Below are 26,219 nucleotides of genomic sequence, written 5' to 3' on the forward strand. Positions count from 1 at the left end.
CAGACTGCCAAAAATCCTTTGAAAGCCCCGGCACCCGGGCCTTTCAAGCGCCCGGTGAGCCGTCAAAATTTTCGGCGTTTCTTCGCCAACCAAGCGGATAGACCAGCCGGGCCGTGGCTCCTTCTAATGGCTTCCACTGTTTCGCCCGATGTGGAAGGTGCCACCCATGAATACTTCGAATAAGAACGTTGCGCAGTGGAGAGAGTACGTCAGCGGCTGCCTGGACTTCCGTCCGGAAGAAGGCGTGTACCGCATTGCCCGCGACATGTTCACCGAGCCGGAACTGTTCGACCTGGAGATGGAGCTGATCTTCGAGAAGAACTGGATCTACGCCTGCCACGAGAGCGAGATCCCCAATGCCCACGACTTCATGACCCTGCGCGCCGGCCGCCAGCCGATGATCATCACCCGTGACGGCAACGGCCAGCTGAACGCGCTGATCAACGCCTGCCAGCATCGTGGCGCCACCCTCACCCGCGTCGGCAAGGGCAACCAGTCCACCTTCACCTGCCCCTTCCACGCCTGGTGCTACAAGAGCGATGGCCGCCTGGTGAAGGTCAAGGCACCGGGCGAGTACCCGGAAGGTTTCGACAAGGCCACCCGTGGCCTGAAGAAGGCACGCATCGAGAGCTACAAGGGCTTCGTCTTCATCAGCCTCGATGTCGCAGGCACCGACAGCCTCGAAGACTTCCTCGGCGACGCCAAGGTGTTCTTCGACATGATGGTCGCCCAGTCGCCCACCGGTGAGCTGGAAGTGCTGCCCGGCAAGTCCACCTACACCTTCGACGGCAACTGGAAGCTGCAGAACGAGAACGGCCTGGACGGCTATCACGTCAGCACCGTGCACTACAACTACGTGGCCACCGTGCAGCACCGCCAGCAGGTCAACGCCAGCAAGGGCAGCGCCGGCAGCACCCTGGACTACAGCAAGCTGGGGGCCGGCGACACCGAAACCGACGACGGCTGGTTCTCCTTCAACAACGGCCACAGCGTGCTGTTCAGCGACATGCCCAACCCTACCGTGCGCCCCGGTTACGCCACCGTGATGCCGCGCCTGGTCGAGGAGCACGGTCAGGGCAAGGCGGAGTGGATGATGCACCGCCTGCGAAACCTGAACATTTACCCCAGCCTGTTCTTCATGGACCAGATCAGTTCGCAGTTGCGCATCGTGCGTCCGCTGGCCTGGAACAAGACCGAGATCATCAGCCAGTGCATCGGCGTGAAAGGCGAATCCGACGCCGACCGCGAAAGCCGCATCCGCCAGTTCGAGGACTTCTTCAACGTCTCCGGCATGGGCACCCCCGACGACCTGGTGGAGTTCCGCGAACAGCAGCGCGGTTTCCAGGGCCGCCTGGAACGCTGGAGCGACATCTCCCGCGGCTACGGCAAGTGGGTCACCGGCGCCACGTCGAACAGCCAGACCCTGGGCATCGCCCCGGTGATGACCGGCACCGAATTCACCCATGAAGGCCTGTACGTGAACCAGCACGCCAACTGGCAGCGCTTCCTGCTCCAGGGCCTGGACCAGAAAGCCCTGAAACTGCAGGAGGTGCAGGCATGAACCAGCAGCTGCAATACCAGATCGAGCAATTCCTCTACGCAAAATCCGCCCTGTGCGACGCCCAGGACTGGGACGCCTACCTGGACCTGTTCGACGAGCAGTGCGAGTACCACCTGCCCCAGTGGGACTCCGAGCACGAGTACACCCGGGATCCGAAGCGCGGCATGTCGCTGATCTACTACAGCAACCGCTCCGGCCTGGAAGACCGCGTGTTCCGCATCCGCACCGGCAAGGCCGCCTCGACCATCCCGATGCCGCGCACCCTGCACCAGATCAGCAACGTGCGCGTCAAAGAGCGCGACGACGGCCAACTGGAAGTGAAGGCCAACTGGCACACCCTGTACTTCCGCCTGGGCCAGAGCGAGCAGTTCTTCGGCCACGCGACCTACCACCTCAAGCCCGTGGGTGAGAGCTGGAAGATCACCCGCAAGCACATGGTCCTGCTCAACGACACCATCAACTCGGTGCTCGATTTCTACCACCTCTGATTGCCCGGATGTACGCGCCATGAACCACAAGGTCGCCTTCAGTTTTGCCGACGGCAAAACCCTGTTCTTCCCCGTGCAGGGCAACGAGATCCTTCTCGATGCCGCCCTGCGCAACGGCATCAACATTCCGCTGGACTGCCGCGAGGGCGTCTGCGGCACCTGCATGGGCCGCTGCGAGTCCGGCCGCTACGCCATGGACTACGTGGACGAGGAGGCCTTGTCGGCCAAGGACCTGGAGCAGCGCAAGATGCTCACCTGCCAGACCCGCGTGCAGTCCGATGCGTCCTTCTACTTCGACTTCGACTCCGCCCTCTGCGGCGCGTCGAAGACAGTGCAGGAGCGCGGCATCGTCACCTTCGTGGAGCAGGTCTCGCCGACCACCGCCATCCTCCATCTGGATGCTGGTGTCGACGGCCAGCAGCTGGAGTTCCTGCCGGGGCAGTACGCCCGCCTGCAGGTGCCGGGCACGGACTCGAATCGCTCCTACTCCTTCGCCAACCGGCCGAATGCGGAGAACAAGCTGCAATTCCTCATCCGCCTACTGCCCGATGGAGTGATGAGCAACTACATCCGCGAGCGCTGCAAGGTGGGTGACGAAATCCGCTTCGAAGCCCCGCTGGGTGCTTTCTACATGCGCCACATCGAGAAGCCGCTGCTGCTGGTAGCCGGCGGCACCGGTCTCTCGGCCTTCCTCGGCATGCTCGACGAAATCGCCGAACGCGGCGGCTGCGGCCAGCCGGTACACCTGTTCTACGGCGTGCGCCAGGTGGCGGACCTCTGCGAGCTGGAGCGCATCCAGGGCTACGCCGAGCGCATCCCAGGCTTCAGCTTCACGCCGGTGATCAGCGACGAAGGCCAGGACTGGAACGGCAAGCGCGGCTACGTCCCCGAGCATTTCGATGCAGCGGCCCTGCGCGAAGCCCCCTTCGACATGTACCTCTGCGGCCCGCCGCCGATGGTCGAGTCGGTGAAGACCTGGCTCACGGAGAACGGCATCGACAACGGCCACCTGTATTTCGAGAAATTCACCGAGAGCAATACCTGAGGTCCCGCTCCGACCTCCGTAGGAACTTGTAGGAGCCAGCTTGCTGGCGAATGCGCGGCGCGTTCGCGAGCAAGCTCGCTCCTACGGGTCCGATGCACGCCCATCCCGGCGAGTGCCCATAACCACAACAAACACGCTCCACCCGCTTCACCAACTGCCCAAACAACAACTATGCAGGCCGAGTCACGACGGCACTGCGCAACCAAGGCGGTAACCATGAAAAAAACCCTGAACCTTGCGATGCTCGGGGCCGCGCTGGCCTCTTCCCTCCCCGTCCTGGCACAGGACCCTGTGCGCATCGGCTTCATCACCACTCTCTCCACCCCCGCTGGCTACCTGGGCGAAGACGCCCGCGACGCCTTCCGCCTGGCCATGGACCAGGAAGGCGGCAAGCTCGGCGGCGTGCCAGTGGAACTGGTGGTGGAGGACGACGGCCTGCAGCCCGCCAAAGGCAAGCAGATCATCGACCGCATGAGCCTCGACGGCATCTCGCTCTACACCGGTGTGATGTTCTCCAACGTCCTTGCCGCCGTGGTCAACGGCGCCACCCAGGGCGACCGCTTCTACATCAGCACCAACGCCGCGCCCTCCAACCTCGCCGGCGCGCAGTGCAAGCCCCACTACTTCGCCGCCTCCTACCAGAACGACGTACCCCACGAGATGGCCGGTGTGGCCGCCAACGACCTGGGCTACAAGAAGATGGTCATCCTCGCGCCCAACTACCAGGCCGGCCGCGATGCCCTGGCCGGGTTCAAGCGCACCTTCAAGGGTGAGGTCACAGAGATCTACACCAAGCTCAACCAGCTGGACTTCTCCGTGGAGCTGGCGCGCATCCGCTCGCTGAACCCGGACGCGGTGTTCCAGTTCCATCCGGGCGGCGGCGGCATCAACTTCGCCAAGCAGTACGGCAGCTCGGGCCTGGCCAAGAGCATCCCGATGGTGGTGCCGGTGTTCTCCATGGACGAACGCATGCTCGCCGCCACCGGCAACGTGGCCGAGGGCGTCAACGTGGTCAGCGGCTGGAACCCGCAGTCCGACAACCCGGCCAACCAGGCCTTCGTCAAGGCGTTCACCGAGAAGTACAACCGCGCGCCCACCATGTACGCCGCCCAGGGCTACGACACCGCGCGCCTGATCGGCTCCGCCCTCAAGGCCACCAACGGCGACATCAAGAACGCCGAAGCCTTCCGCAGCGCCCTGCGAGATGCCCGTTTCGACTCGGTACGTGGCGACTTCCGCTTCGGCAGCAACCAGCACGCGGTGATCGACTGGCACCTGCTCAAGGTCCAGGCCGGCGCCGACGGCAAGCTCACTGAAGTGCCGGTGAAGACCATCGCCAAGGCCCAGGTGGACAGTTACGCGGCCCAGTGCGCGCTCTGATCCCGACCTGAACCGCCAGCCCGCCGGCCACCCCGGCGGGCCATCACCGCAGGACTTCGCCATGCTGTTGCTCGAACAACTTCTCAACGGCCTGCAGTACAGCGCCCTGCTGTTCCTGCTCGCCTCCGGCCTGACGCTGATCTTCGGCATCATGGGTGTCATCAACCTGGCCCACGGCGCCTTCTACATGGTCGGTGCGTTCTGCGCCGCCTACACCGCCATCGCCAGCGGCTCCTTCTGGCTCGGCGGCCTCGCTGCCCTGGCCGGTGCCGCGCTCTATGGCCTGGTGATCGAGACCGGGATCATCCGCCGCCTCTACAACCGCGACCACCTCGACCAGGTGCTGGCGACGCTGGCCGTGGTGTTCTTCAGCAACGAGCTGATCACCCTGCTGTTCGGCCGCAGCCCGCCGGCCATGCCGACACCGGACTGGTACAACACCTTCGTCGAAGTGCTGCCCGGCCTGATGTACCCGGTCAGCCGCCTGCTGTTCATCGGCGCCGGCCTGCTGGTGGCCCTCGGCATGTGGCTGCTGATCAACCACACCCGCCTGGGCATGCTGATCCGCGCGGGTGCCGACGACCACGAGATGGTCGGTGCCCTTGGGGTCAACATCAGCCGCCTCTACACCCTGGTGTTCGTCTTTGGCTGCGTGCTCTGCGGCCTCGCCGGATTCATGGCGGCGCCGCTGCTCTCGGTGGAGATCGGCATGGGCGAGAAGGTGCTGATCACCACCTTCGTGGTCATCGTCGTTGGCGGCGTGGGTTCGGTACGTGGCGCCCTGGTCGGTGCCCTGCTGATCGGCATGGTCGACAGCCTCGGCCGCGCCTACATCCCGCCGCTGCTGGACCAGCTGCTGCCCGCCGATGTCAGCGGCGCACTGAGCGGCGGCCTGATTTCCGCCAGCGCCTACATCGTCATGGCCCTGGTGCTGCTGGTGCGTCCGCGCGGCCTGCTGCCGGCCCGTGCCTGAGGAGAATCCCATGTCCCGTCGACTGATTATCGACCTGGCCTGCCTGGCCACCTTCGCGCTGATGCCGCTGCTGGCGGCGCTGCTCGACGAACCCTTCCTGGTCAGCCTGTTCACCCGCCTGGCCATCTACGGCATGGCCGCCGCCAGCCTGGACCTGCTGATCGGCTACGGCGCCATGGTCAGCTTCGGCCACGCCGCCTTCTTCGGCCTGGGCGGTTATGTGGTCGGCATCATCGCCTTCCATACGTCCCAGGGCATGCCGCTGTGGGGCTGGGAAGGCAGCAACAGCGCATTGGTGGTCTGGCCGCTGGCCCTGCTCTGCTGCGCCCTGCTCGGCCTGGTGATGGGCTACCTGTCGCTGCGCACCAGCGGCGTGCAGTTCATCATGATCACCCTGGCCTTCAGCCAGATGCTCTATTTCATCCTCGGCTCACTGTCCCTCTACGGCGGCGACGACGGCATCCTGATGAACGAGCGCAATACGGTTCCGGGCCTCGACCTGAACGACGCCAACCAGTTCTATTACCTCTGCGTCGGCCTGCTGGTGGCCTGGCTGCTGTTCTGCCGGCGCCTGGTGGGATCGCGCTTCGGCTTCGTCCTGCGCGGCCTCAAGCAGAGCGAAAGGCGCACCATCAGCCTGGGACTGAAACCCCTGCGCTATCGCCTCACCACCTTCGTCATCGCCGGCCTCGGTGCAGGCCTGGCCGGTCTGCTCTGGGCCAACTACGCGCTGTTCGTCAGCCCCGACATGGCGTCCTGGCAGAAATCCGGCGAGCTGATGGCCATGGTCATCCTCGGTGGCGTCGGCACCCTGCTCGGCCCGGTACTGGGCGCCGCGGTCTACCTCGGTCTGGAGCAACTGCTGAGCCTGTGGACCGAGCACTGGCTGCTGATCTTCGGCCCACTCCTGCTGCTGGTCGTGCTGTTCGGCCGCCAGGGCATCTACGGCCTGCTGATGGCCCGTCAGCGTCCGCGCAAGCCCTCCGCCCAGCCCGCCCCTGTCGCCACCACCCGCGAGGTGCACCCATGAGCGCGCAACTGTCCATCCGTGGCCTGGAAAAGGCCTTCGGTGCGGTGAAGGCCACCAATGGCGCCAACCTGGAACTGGCCGCTGGCGAGCTGCACGCCATCATCGGCCCCAACGGTGCCGGCAAGTCGACGCTGATCTCGCAGATCGCCGGGGAAATCCGTCAGGACAAGGGGCAGATCCTCTTTGCCGGCAAGGACATCACCGATGTGCCCGCCCACGAACGCCCACGCCTGGGCCTGGCGCGGTCCTTCCAGGTCAGCCAGCTCTACCCGGACTTCAGCCTGCTGGAAAACGTCGCCGTGGCCATCGCCGCCCGCGAAGGCAAGAGCTTCGGCATGTGGAAACCGCTGTCCCGCGACCGCAGCCTGCTGGACCCGGCGCGCGGCTACCTGGAGCAGGTCGGCCTCGGCCATCGCGCCGAAGACCGGGTGAGCGAGCTGTCCCACGGCGAACGCCGCCAGCTGGAACTGGCCCTGGCGCTGGCCCAGGAAGCCTCGGTGCTGCTGCTGGACGAACCCATGGCCGGCATGGGCGCCGAGGAATCCGCGCGCATGACCGAGCTGCTCATGTCGCTCAAGGGGCGCTACGCCATCCTGCTGGTGGAACATGACATGGACGCCGTGTTCGCCCTGGCCGACCGCATCACCGTGCTGGTCTACGGCCAGACCATCCTCACCGGCTCCGTCGAAGAAGTCCGCAGCAACGCGCAGGTCCGCGCCGCCTACCTGGGGGAAGAACATGCTTGAAGTCAGTGGATTGCAGGCCGGCTACGGCCTGAGCCAGGTACTGTTCGACATGCACCTGAAGATCGAACAGGGCGAAGTGGTGTCGCTGATCGGCCGCAATGGCATGGGCAAGACCACCACGGTGAAATCCATCATGGGCCTGCTCAAGCCGAGCGCCGGGAACATCCGCATCCACGGCAAGGAGATGCGCGGCGCCACGCCCTACCGCATCGCCCAGGCCGGCCTCGGCCTGGTGCCGGAAGGCCGCCGCGCCTTCGGCACCCTGAGCGTGAAGGAGAACCTGCTGGCCACCGCCAGCAAGGGCGGCAAGTGGGACCTCAAGCGCATCTACGCACTGTTCCCGCGTCTGGAGGAACGCCAGGAGCAACTGTCCAAGACCCTCTCCGGCGGCGAGCAGCAGATGCTGGTGGTGGGCCGCGCGCTGATGACCAACCCGCAGTTGCTGATCCTCGACGAAGCCACCGAAGGCCTGGCGCCGGTGATCCGCGAGACCATCTGGAACTGCCTGGCCACCCTCAAGACCGAGGGCGAGACCATCCTGGTGATCGACAAGAACCTCAAGGAGATGGCGCGAGTGGTGGACCGCCATCACATCATCGAGAAGGGCCGCCAGGTCTGGCAGGGCACGCCAGCGGAGCTGGCGGCTGCCCCCGAGCTTTCCCACCGATACCTGGGCGTCTAGAGCACCGCCCCGACCCGCCCGGTCCGTCGTCACGACGGACCGGCAACCCCGACGCAACCCGCCTCCCGCCGGCTTCGCAACATGCCGGCGGCGGACGGCTGCGCCCAAAAACCAGAAGAAGAAGAGCCTTGCGATGATCTACAAGTCCCGTGCGTTACCCCTCCTTTTGAGCACCCTTCCCCTCAGCGCGCTGGCCGCGGAATCCGGCTTCATCGAGGACTCCACCGCCACCCTGCAGCTGCGCAACTACTACTTCAGCCGCGATTTCTCCGACATCGTCGGTCCGAACCAACAGTCCAAGGCCGAGGAATGGGCCCAGGGCTTCATCCTCAACTTCAAGTCCGGCTACACGCCGGGAACCGTGGGCTTCGGTATCGATGCCATCGGCACCCTCGGTATCAAGCTCGACAGCAGCCCCGACCGGGTGAACACCGGCCTGCTGCCGGTGCAGGAAGATGGCGAGGCCGCCGACGACTACAGCCGCCTGGGCGTGGCCGGGAAGATGCGCGTGTCGAAAACCGAGCTGAAAGTGGGTGAGTTGCAGCCCAACCTGCCGGTGCTGATGTTCAGCGACATCCGCCTGCTGCCGCCCAGCTACCAGGGCGCCAGCGTCACCTCCAGCGAGATCGCCGGCCTCACCCTGCAAGGTGGCCATCTGACTGGCACCAGCCTGCGCAACGAGGCCGGCGACGACAAGATCCAGGCCCAGATCGGCTTCCAGCCGCAGCGCCAAGCCTCGAGCGATGCGTTCAACTACGCGGGCGCGGATTACGCCTTCAACAGCAACCGCACCACGGTCGGCGCCTGGTATGCGCAACTGGAAGACATCTACGACCAGCGCCTGATTAGCCTCAAGCACGCCGAACCTGTGGGCGACTGGGTATTGGGCGTCAATGCCGGCTTCTACGACTCCAACGAAGACGGCAAGAAGCTGATAGGCGAAGTCGACAACCAGGCCTTCTACTCCCTGTTCTCGGCCAAGCGTGGCGGCCACACCTTCTTCGTCGGCTACCAGGGCATGTACGGCGACCAGGGCTTCCCCAAGGTGTTCGCCAACATCACCCCGCTGGGCAACGAAGTCCCGACCTACGAGTTCGCCTCGGCGGATGAGCGCTCCTGGCAGGTGCGCCACGACTACGATTTCGCCGCCCTCGGCATCCCCGGCCTGACCACCACCCTGCGCTACATCAAGGGCGACAACGTCGACACCGGCAAGGGCTTCGAAGGCGAGGACTGGGAGCGCGACCTGGACATCGGCTACGTGATCCAGAGCGGCTCGCTCAAGGGCCTGGGCGTGCGCATCCGTAATGTCACCGCGCGTTCCAACTACCGCACCGACATCGACGAGAACCGCCTGATCCTCAATTACACATTGGCACTGTTCTGACGAGCACTGCTGCCGGTGGATGTCCTGTGGGCTGCTTTTCCTGTGGGGGCGAATTCATTCGCGATGCAGACCGCAGGTCTGCCATCAGGGGCACTGCGTGCCCCTCAGCGATTGAAATCGCCCCCACAAAGGGTCTGCTACAACTCCATCAATTCGCACATCGCCCGATACAACGGCGTCCCCGGCTGCCCCAACTCCAGCACCACATCGAAATGGTTCTTGCCGGGCGCTTCGACAAAGCGCCCCGGCAGCCCGCTCGCGCACCAGGCCTCTAGGAAGTCATGGGACTGGCGAGCGAACTCCGCCGTCTCCAGCGCCCCGTAACTGATCACCAGTTCCGCCCCCTGCGTCGGCAGATGGAAGGCCGGGCTATTGCGCCGCGCCGCCACTTCGTCCATCCCCATCCAGCCGTTGATATGGGTCTCCAGCAACGGATGCAGGTCGAACAGCCCGCTGATGGGCAGTGCGCCGCACAGCACGTTGTCCGACACGCCATAACTCCCCTGCCAGCCGCCGGCCAGGAGCATTGCTGTCAGATGCCCGCCGGCAGAGCTGCCGCTGGCATACAGCCGCTGCGGGTCACCGCCGAACTCGACGATATGCCGATGCAGCCAGGCCAGCGCGCGGCGGGTCTGGTCGACGATGTGATCGAGGGTCACGGCCGGGGCCAGGTCGTAATCCATTACCACCACGCAGGCGCCAGCCGCCGTCAGGGCTGGCGCCATGAAAGCCGAGTCGGCCTTGGACAGCGCGCGCCAATAGCCGCCGTGAATGAACAGCAGCACCGGGGCATTCGGCTGCGCGGCCGGGAAGATATCCAGCTGCTCGGCGGCGCCCGGACCGTAAGACACGTCCTTGAAGCAGCGCAGCGCGGCGTGGGCGTCGTCGCTCAGTGCGCGGTACTGGCGCGGGTACCGGTCGTAGTCCTCGACGCTGGCGCGGGCGTTGTATTGCACGTCGTAATAGGCGGCCAGTTCGGCCGGATCGCTGGGGCGGGTCATGGGGACCTCCGAGGGTTGTCCGTCGATTAGGCGGCAATCGGAGGAACCGGGAAATCCGGATAGTCGGGGATGGTTATCCGGGGAGTTTGTCCTGCGTTTGTGGGAGCGAATTCATTCGCGAAATCGAGCGGGCGATCAACCACCCTCACCCCCGGCCCCTCTCCCGGAGGGCGAGGGGTGACTCGCGCCGGGCACTCACCAGCCATCCTGCACGGACAGCCCCCTCTCCCTCTGGGGCGAAGAGGCACGCTTTCGAAAGCACCGCTTTCGGTGCCGATGAGCGCCAGGGCGCGAAGCGAACTGGCCGGGGCGCAGAGCGGGGTTGGGGTGAGGGAAGCGGAGTTCGACGACGCCCAGACGACCGATCCAGGCTAAACAACCGCCCATAAAAAAGCCGGCCAAAATGGCCGGCTCAAACAGCGGGGGAACCAGCCTCCCCCGCCGATTCGGGGACTCAGGCTTCGGCGCGAACGCGGTCGCGGATGGCTTCCTGCTCCGGGCTCGGAGCCGACTGCAGCTGGAAGTCGAAGTCGATCTCGGCGAAGCGGTCCACGGCGCCACGAGCGGCGGCAGCGGCGGCGTCTTCGGTGAAGCGGATCTCGCCCACCAGGCCATCACGGGTGGCGTAGGCGAAGTCGTCCCACAGGTATTCGTCGCCCGACAGGTTGATCTGGGTGGTCAGGTGGCGATAACCCGGCGCGGAGATGAAGAAGTGGATGTGCGCCGGACGATTGCCGTGGCGGCCCAGGTGGTTCAGCACTTCCTGGGTGGTGCCATCCGGCGGGCAGCCGTAGCCGGACGGCACGATGCTGCGGGCGCGGTAGCGGCCTTCGGCGTCGGTGACGATGCGGCGACGCAGGTTGTAGTCCGACTGGGTGGTGTCGAAGTAGGAGTAGGTGCCCTTGGTGTTGGCGTGCCACAGGTCGACCACAGCACCGGCAATCGGCTTGCCATCGGCGTCTTTGACCTGGCCCTGCAGGAACATCACGGTGCCTGCATCGGTACCGTCATCCATGCGGGTTTCACCTTCGGACAGCGGCGCGCCGGCCACGTACAGCGGGCCTTCGATGGTGCGCGGAGTGCCGCCGGTCAGGCCGGCCTGCTCGTCCTGGGCATCCAGCAGCAGGTCCAGGTAATGCTCCAGGCCGAGGCCGGCAACCAGCAGGCCAGCTTCGCCACGGGCGCCCATGCGATTGAAGTAGTCCACCGCTTTCCAGAACTCTTCGGTGGTGACTTCCAGGTCTTCGATGATCTTGATGGAGTCGACCAGGATGCGGTTCACCAGCTTCTTCATGCGCTGGCTACCCAGGTCATTGTTGAAGCCGCTCACTTCCTGGAAGAACTTCTGGACGCTTTCGTTGCTGGACAGTTTGATAGTCATGGCTATTTCCTCATCTTGTTGTTATCGGGCGCGAATCGATCAGCGATCGTCTTCGTGAATCGATGACGGGTGGCGGCAGAGACCGTCCACCTCGATCTCCATGTAGGGGAAGAGCGGCAGCTGCATCAGGGTGTCGTGCAGTTCTTCAACACTGGCGAGGTCGAAGACGCTGTAGTTGGCGTAGTGGCCGGCGATGCGCCACAGGTGACGCCACTTGCCCTCGCGCTGCAGGCGCTGGGCCAGTTCTTTCTCGTCGGCCTTGAGCTTGGCAGCCTTGGCCGGGTCCATGTCGACCGGGAGTTTCACGGTCATCTTCACGTGGAACAGCATGGAAAGGTCTCCTGTTTACTTGCGGCGGAAGAACGCCAGGCGCTCTTCGTCCAGGGCCAGCCCAAGGCCCGGGGTACGCGGCACGTGCAGCTGGAAGTCGCGGTAGACCGGCGCTTCGCTGACGATTTCCTCGGTCAGCAGCAGCGGCCCGAACAGCTCGGTGTGCCAGGTCAGTTGCTTCAGGGTGACGAAGGCATGGGCCGACGCCAGGGTACCGATGGAGCCTTCGAGCATGGTGCCGCCGTACAGGGCGATACCGGCCGCTTCGGCGATCTGCGCGGTGCGCAGCACGGCACGCGGGCCACCGTTCTTGGCGATCTTCAGGGCGAAGATGCTGGCGGCGCCGTCGGCGGCCAGGCTGAAGGCGTCTTCGACGCTTTCGATGGATTCGTCGGCCATGATCGGCGCCGGGCTGCGCTGGTTCAGACGCACCTGGCCGGAACGGTTGATGCGCGAGATGGGCTGCTCGATCAGGTCGATGCCATTGTCACCGAGAATGCGGCAGGCACGCAGGGCGACGGACTCGTCCCAGGCCTGGTTCACATCGACACGCACGCTGGCGTTGTCGCCCAGGGCTTGCTTGATGGCGATCACGTGCTTGAGGTCGCGGTTCACTTCGCCCGCACCGATCTTCAGCTTGAAGATGCGGTGGCGGCGGATTTCCAGCATGTGCTCGGCTTCGGCGATGTCCTTGGCGGTGTCGCCGCTGGCCAGGGTCCAGGCCACTTCCAGGCCGTCACGCACGCGGCCACCGAGCAGCTCGCTCACCGGCAGGCCGAGGCGCTTGCCCTGGGCATCCAGCAGCGCGCTTTCCAGGCCGGACTTGGCGAAGGTGTTGCCCTTGGCGGCCTTGTCCAGGCGCAGCATGGCGGCGTTGATGTTGTTGGCGTCCTGGCCGATCAGCAGCGGAGCGAGGTGGCTGTCGATGTTCTGCTTGATGCTTTCCGGGCTCTCGTTGCCGTAGGCCAGGCCACCGATGGTGGTGGACTCGCCGAGGCCTTCGATGCCATCGGAGCAGCGCAGGCGAATCACCACCAGCGTCTGGTTCTGCATGGTGTGCATGGCCAGCTTGTGCGGGCGGATGGTCGGCAGGTCGACGATGATCGTCTCGACGCTTTCGATCAGGACTTGGCTCACTTCAATACCCATCAGGTTCGTTTCATCTGGTCCCGATAGTGGCCGCGACAAATCGCGGGGTCCAATATAGAGTTTGTCTAGCACGATACCCACAGGGTATCGAATACCTCGCACAGCCACCGCCCCGGAGTCACCATGGAGCTTCGCCATCTGCGCTACTTCCAGGCGCTTGCCGAAACCCTCAATTTCACCCGTGCCGCCGAGCGTCTGCACATTGCTCAACCCCCGTTGAGCCGCCAGATCCAGCAGCTCGAGGAGGAACTCGGGGTGGCCTTGCTGGACCGTGGCAGACCCCTGCGCCTGACCGAAGCCGGACGCTTTTTCCACGAGCATTCCCGCACCCTGCTCGAGCAACTGGGCAAGGTTTGTGACAATACCCGCCGCATTGGGTCGGGCGAAAAAGCCTGGCTCGGTATCGGCTTCGCGCCCTCCACCCTCTACGGTGTTCTACCCGACCTGATCCGCCGCCTGCGCAGCGATGCCGGCCTGGAGCTGGGCCTTTCCGAGATGACCACCCTGCAACAGGTGGACTCCCTCAAGGCCGGCCGCATCGATGTCGGCTTCGGCCGCATCCACATCAACGATCCGGCCATCCAGCAAGAGGTGTTGACCCTCGACCCGCTAGTAGCCGCCCTTCCCGCCGGACACCCGCTGCTGCCTGGCCCGGTGAGTCTCACCGACCTCGCCCAGGAGCCCTTCGTGCTCTATCCGGGCAACCCGCGGCCGAGCTATGCCGACCATGTGTTGTCACTGTTCGCCGCCTATGGCCTGCAGATCGAAGTGGCGCAATGGACCAACGAACTGCAGACCGCCATCGGCCTGGTCGCCGCCGGCATCGGCATCACCCTGGTGCCGGCCTCAGTGCAAGTGCTGCACCGCATCGACATCGGCTATGCCAGCCTGCAGGAAGCCCAGGCCACCTCACCCATCATCATCAGTCGCCGCGTGGGCGACGCCTCTCCAGCGCTGACCCATTGCCTGGCGCTTATCGAAGAGCTGGCCGAAGGGCATATCGGCTGAACAGCGGACACCTTGTGGGGGCGAATTCATTCGCTGAGCAGGCCGCAGGTCTGCCCTTGGAATATTCGGGGCAGCTGCGCTGCCCATAGCGAATGAATTCGCCCCCACAAAAAAGCGACCGCCCCTACAACAAGAAAAAAAGCCCGCAAAGGAGTGGAACGGGCTGAGGTAAAGCTAAAAAGGATTCGCCTACTGCAAGGGCGAGAACTTCGCCGGCAGGTAGGCGGTGGAATGCATTTCGCGCAATTGTGGACCGGAGTTTTCCGGGGGCCAGACGCCGTCCTCGACGGCCCGCTTGCGCACGTCGAGGCGCTGTTCCAGGGTCGCGTAGGGCCAGATGTGAAGGTAGCGCGGCGTACGTCCGTCGGTGGCGTAGAAGGCCGCATAAACCTGTGAATAACCTTCACCCGTGCGCGGGCCGACGGCTTTCTTCCAGCCTTCCAGGGTGGGCGTCAGGCCGGAAGGAATCAGGTTGTATTCACGCAGTTCGTAGAAGGGCCCATGGGCACCCGACGCCAGGGGTTCGAGGAAGGGGAACAGCGTGTAGTTCTCCACCTTCATGTCGAGCATGAACTCTTCGATGCCAAACGCATCCCGCGCCAGCAGGAAGCGCTCGCGCTCGGTCTGCCGCGCGTTCTCGTCGCTGAAGCCACGCAGGACGGCGATCTGGTTCAGCGGTCCGATTTCCGAGGCCCAGCAACCCACCAAGGTGCAGCCCGGCGCCGCCTCGGCCAGTGTCGATTCCAGGCGCGCCAGTGCCGCGGCCGGCGTGCGCACGCGCAGGGTGAAGGTGATGAGTTCGTAGAGTCGCATCGGGGTCTCGCTGCCAGGTACGAAAAGGTGGGCCGACCGTTTCCGGCCGGCCCGGTTGGGTCAGAACTTGAAGGTGTAGGTGGTGATCAGGCGGTTCTCCTGATAGTCCGGACCCGAGGCATTGCCGTTGCCGTAGCGGGTCTTGACGTCGATGTTGCGCCACTCGAAACCGACGCCCTTGAGCGCGCCGCTCTGCACCACGTAGCTGAGGTAGAGGTTGCGTTCGCTCTCGACGTTCTGGTCCAGCGCGTTGTTGCCACGGTCGATGCCGGTGCCTCGCAGGTAACGGGTCATCAGCTTCAGACCAGGCACGCCGTAGGCGGCGAAGTCGAGGTCGTAGCGCAGCTGCCAGGAGCTTTCGTTCGGTTTGACGAAGCCGACGGTGGACCAGTTCACCAGGTACGGCTGCGGCGCGTAGCCGTTCAGCGTCGGGAAAACACTCTCGCCGAGCATGCGCTGGTAGCCGACGCCGATGGCGTGGGGCCCCTTGCGCACGGTGGTCATGGCGCCATAGGAGTGGTTGTCGATATCGCCATAGAGCGCCTTGCCGTCTTCGCTGTTGTCGAAGTAGCGCAGGTCGGTCTTCAGGCCATAACCGCCGCCGAGGTCAGCAGTGTGGGTCGCGCCCAGGTAGTGCTGCTGGTAGATGTCTTCCAGCTGGCCGTAGAAGTAGCTGGCGGTGAGGCTCGGGGTAAAGGCGTAGGTGGCGCCGCCGAAGTTCAGGCCGTCGCTCCGGCGTTTGATGTCCGGTCCATTGAACAGGTACATCTTTTCGCGGTTGGACGACTCACGGCTGCTGATCTCGGTGAAGCGGCCACCGGTCAGTGTCAGCCGGTCCACTTCACGGGATTCCAGCAGGAAGCCATGGAAGGTGGTGATCAGTTGGCGGGAATCGTCGTAGAAAGCCACCGGCAGCATCGGGCGATGTTCACCGACCTTCAATTCGGTCTTGGAGTAACGCATCTTTCCGGTCAGCGCGGCGCGGCCATAATCGCGCACCTGCTCACCCTTGCTGTCGTCGTAAGGAATGATGGTGTCCGGGCCGCGACCGCCACCACCGTCCAGGCGATAGGCATATTGCCCGGATACATCCAGACCGAACTGCACAGTGCCTTCGGTATATCCGGAAATAGCGCGGAAATCGAACCCCTGAGTCCAACTTCCGATACGCGATTTCGGCGCATCATCCTGTTTGAAGTCACGATCGATATAGAAGTTACGCAGGCCAAGGCTGATTTGCCGATCCTTCACGAAGTCTGCCTGAGCAGACATCGGCATGAGCATCCCCATCAGGCCTGCGGCAGCTACGCCGCTGGCCAGCCAGCTTTTCTGAAACATGGAAGTGATCCTTTCTTACATGTGCATGCAAGGCACATCGAGTGGGAGCAGATTAATGAGCAAGAAGTGCAACTTCGGCAGTTAATCCACGCTGTTGTTTTTATAACCACTTACTGCAAAAAAGTTGTAGCAAGGCCCGCCACCCGAACATGTACGGGCGCCCTCGTTTTTTAGTTATGGGTAAAACTTTTAAACGGATTAATTACAACTTCATCCGATATTCCGGAATGACTCCGAAATTCTTTGCAACACCGCGCGTTGGGCTTCGCTGCGCTCTGCCACAACCTACGAAGTTCGCCGTAGGAGCCAGCTTGCTGGCGAACACCCCCGCAACGATCTTTCGCGAGCAAGAACTCGGCGTCCCCCTCGCTCCTACATGGCCAACCCAAATCAGCAAGCCGAGCGCGAGGCGTCGCCCAGGCGGTGGTAGGCGCGGTTGAAATACACCAGGCCTTCCTGGTTCTTGCCGTGGCGGATGCCCAGCACCTCGCAGTAGAAGATGGTGTGCGAGCCCACTTCATGGGCCTGGGCGATGCGGCAATCGAAGCTCACCAGGGCATCGTCGAGCAACGGCGAACCGCTCTCCAGGGTGCTCCAGCTGGCGCGGGCGAAGCGCTGATCGGAGTCCAGTTCGCGGTTGGCGAACACGGCGGATATCTCCTTCAGCTCGGCGGTCAGCACGTTCACGCTGAGCACACCGTTCTGCTTGAAATGACCATTGGCGAACGAAGAGCGGTTCATGCACACCAGCAGCGTCGGCGGCTGGTCGGTGACGCTGCACACCGCCGAGGCGGTGAAGCCCCAGCGGCCCGCCGCGCCATCGGTGGTGATGACTGAAACGGCGCCGCCCAGCAGCGCCATGGCATTACGGAATCCATTGGTATCGACCATGGTCTTGCCCCTCTGCTGTCAGATGTCCAGCACCAATTTGTTCGACTTGGCTCGCGAGCAGCAGACCAGGATCTGGTCGTTGGCGGCCTTCTCTTCATCAGTCAGGTAAACGTCGCGGTGGTCCGGTTCGCCTTCCAGCACGTCGCACAGGCAAGTCCCGCAGACGCCCTGCTCGCAGGAAATCTCGATCTTGATGCCCACACCGGCAAGGGCGTCGACGATGCTCTGGCCCTCGGCCACTTGCACGGTCTTGCCACTGCGCTGAGCGACCACTTCGAAGCTGTCGCCGCTGGCGTCCACTTCCACCTGGAAGTACTCACGGTGAATGTGATCGTCGGCGTAACCGGCCTTGCCCGCTTCGGCGATCACCCAGTCCATGAACCCGGCGGGGCCGCAGACATAGACGTGAACATCGGCCGCTGGTTGGCCCAGCACGGCGGGCAGGTCGAGCTTCTGCTCGGCGGCCTCGTCGTCGAAGTGGGTATGCACACAGGCGGCGAAATCGGCGCTTTCCAGCTCGTCGAGGAAGGCAGTGCGGCTGCGTGAGCGGCCGCAGTAGTGCAGCTCGAAGGCGCTGTCCTTCGCGGTCAGTTCGTGGGCCATGGCGATCATCGGGGTGATGCCGATGCCACCGCCGATGAGGATCGAACGGCTCGCGCCGCTAGCCAGCGGGAAGAGGTTGCGCGGTGCGCCGATGGCGACCTCGCTGCCTTCCTGCAGCAGTTCGTGGACTGCAACCGAACCACCACGGGAAGCCGGGTCGCGCAACACGCCCAGGCGATAGACGGAGGCGTTGGCCGGGTCACCGCAGAGGGAGTACTGGCGCACCAGGCCGGACTTCAGGTGGATATCCACATGGGCACCGGCCTCGAACGCCGGCAGGGGTTTGCCCGATGGGTCGGCGAGGTCGAGGATCACTACGCCCTCGCCCTGCTCCACCCGCTTGCGGACCACCAGATTCAACACTTGCTCACTCATACCGGCCTTCCCGCACCCTCGTAGGTGCTGATTGTTCTGTTTCGTTGTTACTTGCCGCACTGCACGCACGACACTGCTTTGTCAGGTTGCGCACTCAGCGCATAAAAAGTCCGCCGTTCACATCCCAGGTCGCCCCGGTGGTGAAGTAGGCCTCCGGGCGTGCCAACTGCACGACCAGGTCTCCGAGGAAATCGGCATCGCCCAGGCGCTTGACCGGGATGTTGGCCAGCAGTCCTTCCATGCGTTCAGCCGGCACTGCCGCACGTACCGCCGGGGACTCGATCGGCCCCGGCGCGATGGCATTGACAGTCACACCATTGGCCGCCAGCTCCTTGGCGAAGATCTTGGTCAGGGTGACGATGGCGCCCTTGGACGCGGCGTAGTGCGCGCCCGTGGCGGTGCCGCCGTTCTGTCCGGCCAGGGACGCCATGTTGACGATGCGCCCGTAGCCGGCCGCCGCCATATGCGCACCGAATACCTGGCAGCCGACGAAGACACTGCGTGTGTTCAAGCTGAGGACGCGGTCGAACTCCTCGGGGCTGATCTGCATGACCGGCGTGGTCATGGTCATGGCGGCGTTGTTCACCACCACGTGCAGGGCGCCGAAGCGTTCCAGGGTCGCTGTCAGCGCCAGCTCGAAGTCGGCCTTGCTGGCCACGTCGAGCTTCAGCGCCAGACTGCGCTCGCCACTGGGGTCGAGCCTGTCGGCGGCGGCTTGGGCGCCTTCCAGCGACAGGTCGGTGATCACCACGGCGTAACCTGCTGCGAACAGGCGGCTGGCGATGGCGAGGCCGAGGCCTTGGGCGGCGCCGGTGACGAGTGCAATCTGGCTCATGGCGGCGCCCTTACAGGATGTAGCCGATACCGGCCAGGGTATCGGTGGAGTTGATCAGCTGGATCAGCTTGCGCTGGATCTTGAAGCAGTCGCCTTCGCGCTTGAGCTGGAAGGTGATGTCCGCGGTGTAGTGCTTGAGCACGTCCTTGCGGAACTCCCGCAGGTTCTGTGCGCAGCGCACGGTCACCACGCCGTCTTCCTCACCCAGCACGCGGAAGCGCGACAGGGCGCGCACGGTACGGGCACGCGGGCTGGTGGAGATGGACTCGCCACCGATCAGGCGCTGCACGCGCAGCTGACGCATGTGATGGTCGTCGTAGGCGTAGTTCAGGGTGTTCTCGAAGTCGGTCTCGTTCGGATCGATCGGGATGATGTAGGTGCCCTTCTCGGTCCACAGGTTCAACCAGGCGTCGAAGTCGCCGTGGTCGAGCATGTCCGCTTCCTGCCAGATGAAGGCGCTGACGTGGTTGAGCAGTTCAAGGTTCATGGTTTTTCTCTCAAATAGTGCGTTTCGTGGCGACGCCATCCCTTGCCCCTCTCCCGCTGGCGGGAGAGAGGCGGATGAGGGTCAGACCGACATCATCTTTTTCCACTGCTGGTAGGCAGCGCGCATGCCGGTCTCGGCGCTCACGTCGCTGATCAGCCCGTCCTCGCTCGGCTTCTCGCCGGGCAGGCCACGGTTGAGCATGATCCAGAGGTCGGTACCCGCCTGGGCGCCCTTCTGCACGCGCTCCCAGGCCTCGGAATCGTCCGGGGTGCCGAAGCCCATGGGGCCCTGGAAGTGTTCGTGCAGGCGCAGGCGGTAGCGGTTGGCCACGGCCGGGCCGCCGTCCATGGTGATCACGGCGTGGTGGATCTCGGTCTCGTCCACCGCGACCGGCTGCAGCACGCGGAAGAAGGCCATGGAGCAGGCCACGTTGGGGAACAGGTTGAGGTTGAAGCCGGAACCACCGACGGCGCGAACGATGCGGCGCACCTGCTGCTCCTCGATGCCTTCGGCGCGAAGCTCTTCGGCCAGGGCCTCGAAGCGCTCGGGGATCGGCTGGTCGAGGTTGGCTTCCAGGTCCACCAGCTCGGGGATCATCACCATCACGCTGTGGCCGTTGCCGAGGTCTTCGACGTAGCCCGGGCCCTTAACGAAGTCGAAGAGTTCCAGGGTCTGCTCGTCCACCGAGGACAGGAACGACTTGTGCACCAGCGGGAAGTGGTAGGCGTCGGTGGTGTTTTCCAGCTGGATCTTCCAGTTGCCGGGGAAGCGGAAGCGGTGTTCACCGGAAACCTTCACGCCGTAGCCGGCACCCTGTTTCATGAACAGGTCGATCCACTTCTTGGCTGGGCCGAGGAAGTCCACCAGCGGCTCGATGTCGTCCTTGAAGGTGGCGAAGATCATGCCGTTGTATTCCTCGACACGCAGGCTCACCAGCGGCAGCTCGCCCTTGTCCAGGCAGTCGGCATAGCTCTCCGGGTGCGGCACGCCACGCAGGCTGCCGTCCAGGGCATAGCTCCAGCCGTGGTACGGGCAGACGAAGCTGTTGGCCTTGCCCTTCTTGTGTTCGCAAACGGTTGCGCCACGGTGGCGGCAACGGTTGAGCAGCACGTGCACGTCCTTCTTGCGGTCGCGCACGACGATCACCGGCTGCTTGCCGATGTAGGTGCTCTTGTAGCTGCCGCCTTCCGGAATCTCGCTGGCGTGGGCCACCCAGATCCAGGTGCTGTAGAAGACCTTTTCCAGCTCTTCGTCGAAGATGCGGGCGTCGGTGTAGAGGGAGGTGTGCACGCGGTCGTGCAGCACCAGGTCGGCCGGCGAGCTGGCCAGGTTCACGGTTTCGATCAGGTTGGTCACGATCACTCCTCGTCGACGCAAGGCGCCGACTTACAAAATTTCTTGTTGGCGGCTTCCGTAGGAGCGAGCTTGCTCGCGAACCCCGGTCGCTCCCCTTTCGCGAGCAAGAACTCGGCGTCCCCCTCGCTCCTACACAAAGGCAGGTGTCTTCATTTGCCCGGAACCGGCAGGTGCGCGTCGCTGTTCCACGCCTCCACCGGACGGCTGAACAGGTTCTCGGTCTGGAAATGCGCCATGCGCCAGGCGCCCTCCTCCTCGCGGAACTTCACCGTCAGGCGCGCCGCGTTGAGGTGCGAGGCGCCGCTGGCGAAGGTGGAGGTCTGCAACATCACCCAGCTGCCGACCGCTTCCGCGCCTTCGACGCGGATCAGCTCGGAGCAGAGGAAGTGCACGTTCAGGGCGAAGTGCGCCGGCTCAACCATGTAGGTGGCGAACATGGCGCGGATCGCCTCGCGGCCCTGGTAACCACCGAAGCTCTTGGCGTACTTGGCGCCCTTGCCTTCCCACACCGCATCGGCGGTGAACAGGCCGGCCAGTTCGTCCAGGGGCGTGCGGGCGTCCAGTGCGTCGCACAGCTCCATGTAACGGTTCATGCAGGCGCGCACGGCGTGTTCGCTTTCCAGTTGGCGCAGGCGTTGCTCAAGGGCTTCGGTCATGGCGGTCACGCGCGCTGGATGATCAGTTCGCGGCCGGTGCGGGCCTCGACCTTGGCGTAGCGCCACAGCTTGTAGGTGCCATCACCTACCGGCGTGGTGCGGAACAGGTTGCAGGCGGCGTGCACGGTCTCGATGTCCGGTACGTCGGCCAGCAGGTAGGTGGTCCAGGGGTAGCCGGTGCTTGGTCCGACCATGCTCTGGTCGTCGTCCATGTTGCCGAATACCTTCACGCCGGGCAGGTCGTGGATGCCGTTCCACATTTCGCTGAAGGCTGCCCAGACCTGCAGTTGTTCCTCGCGCGGAGCGTCGAAGAAGTTCTGGTTGATACCCATGCAGAAGAGGACGCGCAGGGCTTTCTTATCGCTCATCGAAATCACCGATCAGTCAGTTGGAATTCACAGGTAGCCGGGCAGCGGCTTGTTGCCGAAGAAGATCGCGCCGGCGTTCTGGTAGGTCATGTCGCCCATGAAGGCGTGCTGGGTGACCACCAGGGTGTCGTTGACGAAGCGCGACAACGGGTTGTCCCGGTACACGCCGGTCATGCCGGAGAGCATTTGCGCGGTACGCGCCACTTCGGCGGACACGCGGGTGGCGTGGGTGGAGGACAGGCGCAGCAGGTTGGTCTGCTCGACGCTCACCGGGTCGCCGGCCAGCAGGCTGGCCCAGGCGTTTTCCATCGCCTCGTAGAACCAGGCGCGGGCGGCGCGCAGTTCGGCTTCGGCCTTGGCCATCTGCATCTGCGCCAGCGGGCGGTCGGACAGGGCCGGGGCGCCGGTGACGGAGAAACGACCGGTGGCCATACCGGAGAGGTAATCCAGGGCGGCGCGAGCGACGCCCAGGCCGACCACCGAGAGCACCTGGGTGGCGAAGGACAGCGACGGGTAGCGGAACATCGGCTCGTCAAGGTTGGCTGGGCCACCGCGGACGAAGGTCCACTCTTCGGGCACGACAACGCCTTCGATCACCACGTCATGGCTGCCGGTGCCGATCAGGCCGATCACGTCCCAGGTTTCCTCGATCTTCACCTTCTCGCGCGGCATCACCGCCAGGCGCGGCAGGCCGACGGTGTCGCCGTTCTTCGGGCTGATGCCGACGCCGATCAGGTTGGCGCCCATGCAGCCACTGGAGAATTTCCAGCGCCCGTTCACTTCCAGCCCGCCCTCGACGAAGGCAGCCGGCTGCGGCGGGAAGATGCCACCGGCGAACACCACGTCCGGGCCGTTGGCATAGACCTTTTCCAGGGTCGCCAGGGGCAGCGCCGCGAGGTACACCGGGTTCATGCCGAAGCTGGCAACCCAGCCGGCGGAACCGTCGGCGGCGGAGATGTCCTCCACCATCTGGCAGAACTCCATGGGCGAGCGCTGGTCGCCGCCGAAGCGGGTGGGCACCAGGGCACGGTAGACGCCGAGCTCCTTGAAGCGCTCGATGACGTCCTGGGAAATGAATTTCTGCCGGTCGAATTCCTCGCGCCGGGCACGCTCACGGATGTCGGCGAGCAGCGCCTGGAATCCTTCACTCGCGGTAATCGGGGTGGGGCGCTGGTAATCCAGCTCGCTTAGCGAAGACATGGGGCTCTCCTGGTGGGCTTCTTGGTTATTGTTCGAGGCGCCGCACGAGCTCGCGGGCGACTGCCAACAGCAGTTCGTCCGCGCCCTTGGCGGCAACGAGTTGAAGGCCCACCGGCAGCTTCGAGGTGCCCTCGAAGGGAATGCTCAGTGCCGGGTGGCCAGTGAGGTTGAACGGCCGCACGAATGCGGTCATGCCGATGGCCGCGCGGGTGTCGGCGGCCTCCGTCACCAGGGCCGGGTAGCTCGGCATGGTCGGCAGGGCGAGGATCGGGTAACGCGCCAGCGCGGCATCCACTTCGGCGGTGAAGGCGGCGCGAATGGCTTCGGCCTCTTTCAGGTCGGCGTCGGTGGTCTTGCTGGCGGCCAGCAGGCGGGACGCGACATCCGCGCCCACCAGGCCGCTTTCCACCAGGTGACCGCAGGCGTTCCAGGTTTCCCGGTTGATGATGGCCAGGCCGGCGTCGTAGGCGGCCTGCATGCCCGGCAGCGGCGCCTTGCACAGTTCGAAATCGGAGGCGTCCAGCACGGCATCCAGGGCGGACAGCACCTCCGGATCGGCCTCGACCGGCACGACGCCGAGACGAATGCCGCTGACGGTAGGCAGCACGCTGAAGGAAGGGTCGATGGCAGCCATGGCCTCGATCAGCAGATCGATCCTGGCAGCGAAGGGACCGACGCAATCCAGGGAAGTCTGTGCCGGCATCACACCGGCGCGGCTGATACGGCCGAAAGTGGGCTTGAGGCCGAACACACCGCAGCAGGCGGCCGGTACACGCACCGAACCGCCGGTATCGGTGCCCAGGGAAAAGTCGCAGAGACCGGCAGCGACGGCGGCAGCCGAACCACTGGAGGAACCACCGGGCACGCGGCCGGGATAACGCGGGTTTTCCGCAGTGCCGGTCCAGGCGTTGAGGCCGGTGGTGCCGAAGGCCAGCTCATGCAGGCTGGTCTTGCCGGTGATGCGGCAGCCGGCATCCAGCAGTGCCTGGACCACATCGGCATGGCGCACGGCGTCGGGCGCTTCTTCCAGCGCACGGCTGGAAGCGCGGGTCGGATGGCCGGCGATATCGATGGTGTCCTTCACCATCACGGTTCGCCCCGCGCCACCCAGCTCCAGCCTCTCGACCACTATCGTCATTTGCATCACCCATTGGCGTTCTTGTTGGTGCTCGACTGCCCCGCCGGGGGTGTCGATTGCGTAAATCCAGAATCGAAAGAATTACGTGAAATGTCAATTGAATTATCACTGGAAAATGAGTGTGTAGATTAGGTGCATTTTCACGTAACAGAGCACCACTTCCGTGCATTTAGGTAACAGCATGGAAATGGATATTTCACGCAAAACAACATGGAAAAGTCTTTATTTTCAATTATTTATAATTGATATAGGAATTATTCACATCGCACACATCGAAATTCATCACGCGTAGCACCCTCTTCAAAGTGAGCGATTATCGAACGGAATATTTGAAATTTATTGCGGATTTTTGGCGATAAATAAGCGAATTTTTAGCCTGAAAAACCACAAGAATCAGCCAGGACAACGCCCTGCAAAAGACGCTGAAAAGCCGATTGCCACTGGCATGAAGTCGGTTTGCAGAAAGGTCCGAGGGGAGAGTCAGCAAGCACTGACTCGAGGAGAAAGCGGGAGGGCTCAACGGGGCTGCCTCGGCGCTGCACCGGCATGGCGCAGGTTTTCTGGCACGGGAGCTGCAATTTCGCTTCCCGCCGAGCGGGATACCCGCCGGTAGCGCCACCAGGCGCCAGAACAACAAAAAGGCGGCAAGCCATCCGTGCACCGGTGTCCACAAGGACCTGGCGCTACCTGCGGATCCTTGCCTCTCGAATAGCCTTGCAACCCTCGGAGAACGTCATGCTCTTCAAACAAGCCGTGTCCACCCTGCTCCTCAGCGCCGCCGTCCTGGCCAATGCCCAGGCCGATGTGAAAGTCGGTGTCATCACCTCCTCCACCGGTCCCCTCGCCCTGGTCGGGCTTCCCCAGAAGAACTCGACGCCGCTGCTGCCTACCCAGGCCGGGGACCAGAAGGTCACGTACATCCCCCTGGATGACGGCAGCGATCCCACCGCCACCGTCAAGGCGCTGAAGAAGCTGATCAGCGAAGAAAACGTCGACGCCATCATCGGCCCAAGCGGTTCGCCCAATGCCATGGGCGTCATCCAGTTCGTCGCCGAAGCCGGCGTGCCGCTGCTGGCGCCGGTAGGTACCGCTTCGGTGGTGCTGCCGATGAACGAGCAGAAGAAGTGGGTGTTCAAGACCACCCAGAACGATGACCTGATCGCCAAGGCCCTGGTGGAGGACATGGGCGCACGCGGCGTGAAGACCCTGGGCTTCATCGGCACCGCCGATCCTTACGGCGAGAACTGGTCCAAGGTGATGGGCGCGCTGGCCGCCGAACACGGCATCAAGCTGGTGGCCAACGAGCGTTTCCAGCGCCAGGACACCTCCGTCACCGGCCAGAGCCTGAAAGTACTGGCCTCCCGTCCTGACGCCGTACTGGTCGCCGCGCCGGGCAGTGCTGCGGTGCTGCCGCAGACCACGTTGTTCGACCAGGGTTATCGCGGCCAGATGTACCAGACCCACGGTGCCGCCCTGCCGGACTTCCTCAAGCTCGGCGGCAAGAAGGTGGAAGGCACCATCCTTGCCGCGAGCCTGATGCTGGTACTGGACGAGATCCCCGACAGCCATCCCTCCAAGCAGGTCGCCGGTGAGTACGTGGCCGCCTACGAGAAGTTGAACGGCAGCAAGCCGGCCACCTTCGGCGCCAATACCTACGACGCCGGCCTGCTGCTGCAGAAGGCCATTCCGCTGGCCGCCGCCAAAGCCGCACCGGGCACCCCGGAGTTCCGCGCCGCCCTGCGTGACGCACTGGAGTCGAGCCACGAGCTGCCTGCCACCCAGGGCGTCTACAACATGACCCCGGAAGACCACAGCGGTTTCGACGAGCGTGGCCGTGAGCTGATCCAGGTGAAGAACGGCACCTGGACCCTGCTCGGCCACAACTGATCCTTGTGGGGGCGATTTCAATCGCTATGCGGGCCGAAGGTCCGCCCTTCGGATTCCACAGGGGCAGCTACGCCGCCCTTGGCGAATGAATTCGCCCCCACAGAAAGGCAC

Annotated in this window: 26 protein-coding genes; 11 read left to right on the forward strand and 15 right to left on the reverse strand. The window is 64.2% G+C overall.

Annotation, left to right across the window (positions count from 1 at the left end; genetic code table 11):
- The first annotated feature begins 166 nt into the window (after nucleotides 1-166).
- From antA to DM872_RS09805, 9 genes are all read left to right on the forward strand, one after another.
- Nucleotides 167-1,561 (forward strand): anthranilate 1,2-dioxygenase large subunit, encoded by a 1,395-nt coding sequence (gene antA / locus DM872_RS09765; protein ID WP_179059298.1) that lies wholly within the window; start codon nucleotides 167-169, stop codon nucleotides 1,559-1,561.
- Nucleotides 1,558-2,049: an anthranilate 1,2-dioxygenase small subunit gene (antB, locus tag DM872_RS09770; protein WP_179059299.1), complete on the forward strand. Its 492-nt coding sequence runs from the start codon at nucleotides 1,558-1,560 to the stop codon at nucleotides 2,047-2,049. The genes antA and antB overlap by 4 nt, the downstream gene beginning before the upstream one ends.
- Before the next feature lie 19 nt (nucleotides 2,050-2,068).
- Nucleotides 2,069-3,094 carry an anthranilate 1,2-dioxygenase electron transfer component AntC gene (gene antC / locus DM872_RS09775; RefSeq protein ID WP_179059300.1) on the forward strand — a complete coding sequence of 342 codons (1,026 nt, stop codon included), beginning with the start codon at nucleotides 2,069-2,071 and terminating at the stop codon, nucleotides 3,092-3,094.
- Between the two features lie 216 nt (nucleotides 3,095-3,310).
- The gene (locus tag DM872_RS09780; RefSeq protein ID WP_179059301.1) at nucleotides 3,311-4,474 is read left to right on the forward strand and encodes an ABC transporter substrate-binding protein; all 1,164 of its coding nucleotides are present in this window, start codon (nucleotides 3,311-3,313) and stop codon (nucleotides 4,472-4,474) included.
- Between the two features lie 61 nt (nucleotides 4,475-4,535).
- A complete protein-coding gene (locus tag DM872_RS09785) occupies nucleotides 4,536-5,447 on the forward strand; it encodes a branched-chain amino acid ABC transporter permease (protein ID WP_179059302.1) in 912 nt (303 codons plus the stop codon).
- Nucleotides 5,448-5,457: 10 nt separating this feature from the next.
- Nucleotides 5,458-6,477, forward strand: coding sequence for a branched-chain amino acid ABC transporter permease (locus DM872_RS09790; protein ID WP_179059303.1), 1,020 nt, complete (start codon nucleotides 5,458-5,460; stop codon nucleotides 6,475-6,477).
- A complete protein-coding gene (locus DM872_RS09795) occupies nucleotides 6,474-7,223 on the forward strand; it encodes an ABC transporter ATP-binding protein (RefSeq protein WP_179059304.1) in 750 nt (249 codons plus the stop codon). The genes DM872_RS09790 and DM872_RS09795 overlap by 4 nt, the downstream gene beginning before the upstream one ends.
- The gene (locus DM872_RS09800) at nucleotides 7,216-7,905 is read left to right on the forward strand and encodes an ABC transporter ATP-binding protein (protein WP_179059305.1); all 690 of its coding nucleotides are present in this window, start codon (nucleotides 7,216-7,218) and stop codon (nucleotides 7,903-7,905) included. Before DM872_RS09795 ends, DM872_RS09800 begins: the two co-directional genes overlap by 8 nt.
- A 133-nt stretch (nucleotides 7,906-8,038) precedes the next feature.
- A complete protein-coding gene (locus DM872_RS09805; protein WP_179059306.1) occupies nucleotides 8,039-9,292 on the forward strand; it encodes an OprD family porin in 1,254 nt (417 codons plus the stop codon).
- Between the two features lie 137 nt (nucleotides 9,293-9,429).
- On the opposite strand, the gene DM872_RS09810 is transcribed toward DM872_RS09805, so the two are convergent.
- The 4 genes from DM872_RS09810 to DM872_RS09825 form a co-directional block, all read right to left on the reverse strand.
- Nucleotides 9,430-10,293, reverse strand: a complete 864-nt coding sequence (locus tag DM872_RS09810; RefSeq protein ID WP_179059307.1) for an alpha/beta hydrolase — start codon at nucleotides 10,291-10,293, stop codon at nucleotides 9,430-9,432.
- 454 nt (nucleotides 10,294-10,747) lie between these two features.
- The gene (catA, locus tag DM872_RS09815; protein ID WP_179059308.1) at nucleotides 10,748-11,674 is read right to left on the reverse strand and encodes a catechol 1,2-dioxygenase; all 927 of its coding nucleotides are present in this window, start codon (nucleotides 11,672-11,674) and stop codon (nucleotides 10,748-10,750) included.
- Nucleotides 11,675-11,713: 39 nt separating this feature from the next.
- Nucleotides 11,714-12,004: a muconolactone Delta-isomerase gene (catC, locus tag DM872_RS09820; protein ID WP_028628792.1), complete on the reverse strand. Its 291-nt coding sequence runs from the start codon at nucleotides 12,002-12,004 to the stop codon at nucleotides 11,714-11,716.
- A gap of 15 nt (nucleotides 12,005-12,019) precedes the next feature.
- Nucleotides 12,020-13,141 carry a muconate cycloisomerase family protein gene (locus tag DM872_RS09825; RefSeq protein WP_179059390.1) on the reverse strand — a complete coding sequence of 374 codons (1,122 nt, stop codon included), beginning with the start codon at nucleotides 13,139-13,141 and terminating at the stop codon, nucleotides 12,020-12,022.
- A gap of 135 nt (nucleotides 13,142-13,276) precedes the next feature.
- Between DM872_RS09825 and DM872_RS09830 the strand changes: the two genes are divergently transcribed.
- Nucleotides 13,277-14,161: a LysR family transcriptional regulator gene (locus DM872_RS09830; protein WP_151132313.1), complete on the forward strand. Its 885-nt coding sequence runs from the start codon at nucleotides 13,277-13,279 to the stop codon at nucleotides 14,159-14,161.
- A gap of 189 nt (nucleotides 14,162-14,350) precedes the next feature.
- Here the strand turns inward: DM872_RS09830 and DM872_RS09835 are convergent, their stop codons facing one another.
- From DM872_RS09835 to DM872_RS09885, 11 genes are all read right to left on the reverse strand, one after another.
- Nucleotides 14,351-14,974, reverse strand: a complete 624-nt coding sequence (locus DM872_RS09835; protein WP_179059309.1) for an NIPSNAP family protein — start codon at nucleotides 14,972-14,974, stop codon at nucleotides 14,351-14,353.
- Nucleotides 14,975-15,034: 60 nt separating this feature from the next.
- The gene (locus DM872_RS09840; RefSeq protein ID WP_179059310.1) at nucleotides 15,035-16,312 is read right to left on the reverse strand and encodes an OprD family porin; all 1,278 of its coding nucleotides are present in this window, start codon (nucleotides 16,310-16,312) and stop codon (nucleotides 15,035-15,037) included.
- A gap of 390 nt (nucleotides 16,313-16,702) precedes the next feature.
- Nucleotides 16,703-17,203, reverse strand: coding sequence for a flavin reductase (locus DM872_RS09845; RefSeq protein ID WP_179059311.1), 501 nt, complete (start codon nucleotides 17,201-17,203; stop codon nucleotides 16,703-16,705).
- Between the two features lie 18 nt (nucleotides 17,204-17,221).
- On the reverse strand, nucleotides 17,222-18,181 hold the full coding sequence (locus DM872_RS09850; RefSeq protein WP_179059312.1) for a PDR/VanB family oxidoreductase: 960 nt from the start codon (nucleotides 18,179-18,181) through the stop codon (nucleotides 17,222-17,224).
- A 94-nt stretch (nucleotides 18,182-18,275) separates the two neighbouring features.
- Nucleotides 18,276-19,016: an SDR family NAD(P)-dependent oxidoreductase gene (locus DM872_RS09855; protein WP_179059313.1), complete on the reverse strand. Its 741-nt coding sequence runs from the start codon at nucleotides 19,014-19,016 to the stop codon at nucleotides 18,276-18,278.
- Nucleotides 19,017-19,026: 10 nt separating this feature from the next.
- A complete protein-coding gene (locus DM872_RS09860; protein WP_179059314.1) occupies nucleotides 19,027-19,503 on the reverse strand; it encodes an aromatic-ring-hydroxylating dioxygenase subunit beta in 477 nt (158 codons plus the stop codon).
- An 81-nt stretch (nucleotides 19,504-19,584) separates the two neighbouring features.
- Nucleotides 19,585-20,859, reverse strand: a complete 1,275-nt coding sequence (locus DM872_RS09865; RefSeq protein ID WP_179059315.1) for an aromatic ring-hydroxylating oxygenase subunit alpha — start codon at nucleotides 20,857-20,859, stop codon at nucleotides 19,585-19,587.
- A 149-nt stretch (nucleotides 20,860-21,008) separates the two neighbouring features.
- Nucleotides 21,009-21,515, reverse strand: a complete 507-nt coding sequence (locus tag DM872_RS09870; RefSeq protein ID WP_179059316.1) for a nuclear transport factor 2 family protein — start codon at nucleotides 21,513-21,515, stop codon at nucleotides 21,009-21,011.
- 5 nt (nucleotides 21,516-21,520) lie between these two features.
- On the reverse strand, nucleotides 21,521-21,883 hold the full coding sequence (locus DM872_RS09875; protein WP_120655102.1) for an IacB protein: 363 nt from the start codon (nucleotides 21,881-21,883) through the stop codon (nucleotides 21,521-21,523).
- Between the two features lie 27 nt (nucleotides 21,884-21,910).
- Nucleotides 21,911-23,083 (reverse strand): acyl-CoA dehydrogenase family protein, encoded by a 1,173-nt coding sequence (locus tag DM872_RS09880; RefSeq protein WP_077523627.1) that lies wholly within the window; start codon nucleotides 23,081-23,083, stop codon nucleotides 21,911-21,913.
- Nucleotides 23,084-23,108: 25 nt separating this feature from the next.
- Nucleotides 23,109-24,221 carry an amidase gene (locus DM872_RS09885; protein ID WP_179059317.1) on the reverse strand — a complete coding sequence of 371 codons (1,113 nt, stop codon included), beginning with the start codon at nucleotides 24,219-24,221 and terminating at the stop codon, nucleotides 23,109-23,111.
- Between the two features lie 735 nt (nucleotides 24,222-24,956).
- Here DM872_RS09885 and DM872_RS09890 point away from each other — a divergent pair.
- Entirely contained in the window at nucleotides 24,957-26,108 is a 1,152-nt protein-coding gene (locus tag DM872_RS09890) for an ABC transporter substrate-binding protein (protein ID WP_179059318.1), read from the forward strand.
- Nucleotides 26,109-26,219: the final 111 nt, after the last annotated feature.

Source organism: Pseudomonas taiwanensis (genome assembly GCF_013393345.1).
GTDB classification, from domain to species: domain Bacteria; phylum Pseudomonadota; class Gammaproteobacteria; order Pseudomonadales; family Pseudomonadaceae; genus Metapseudomonas; species Metapseudomonas resinovorans_C.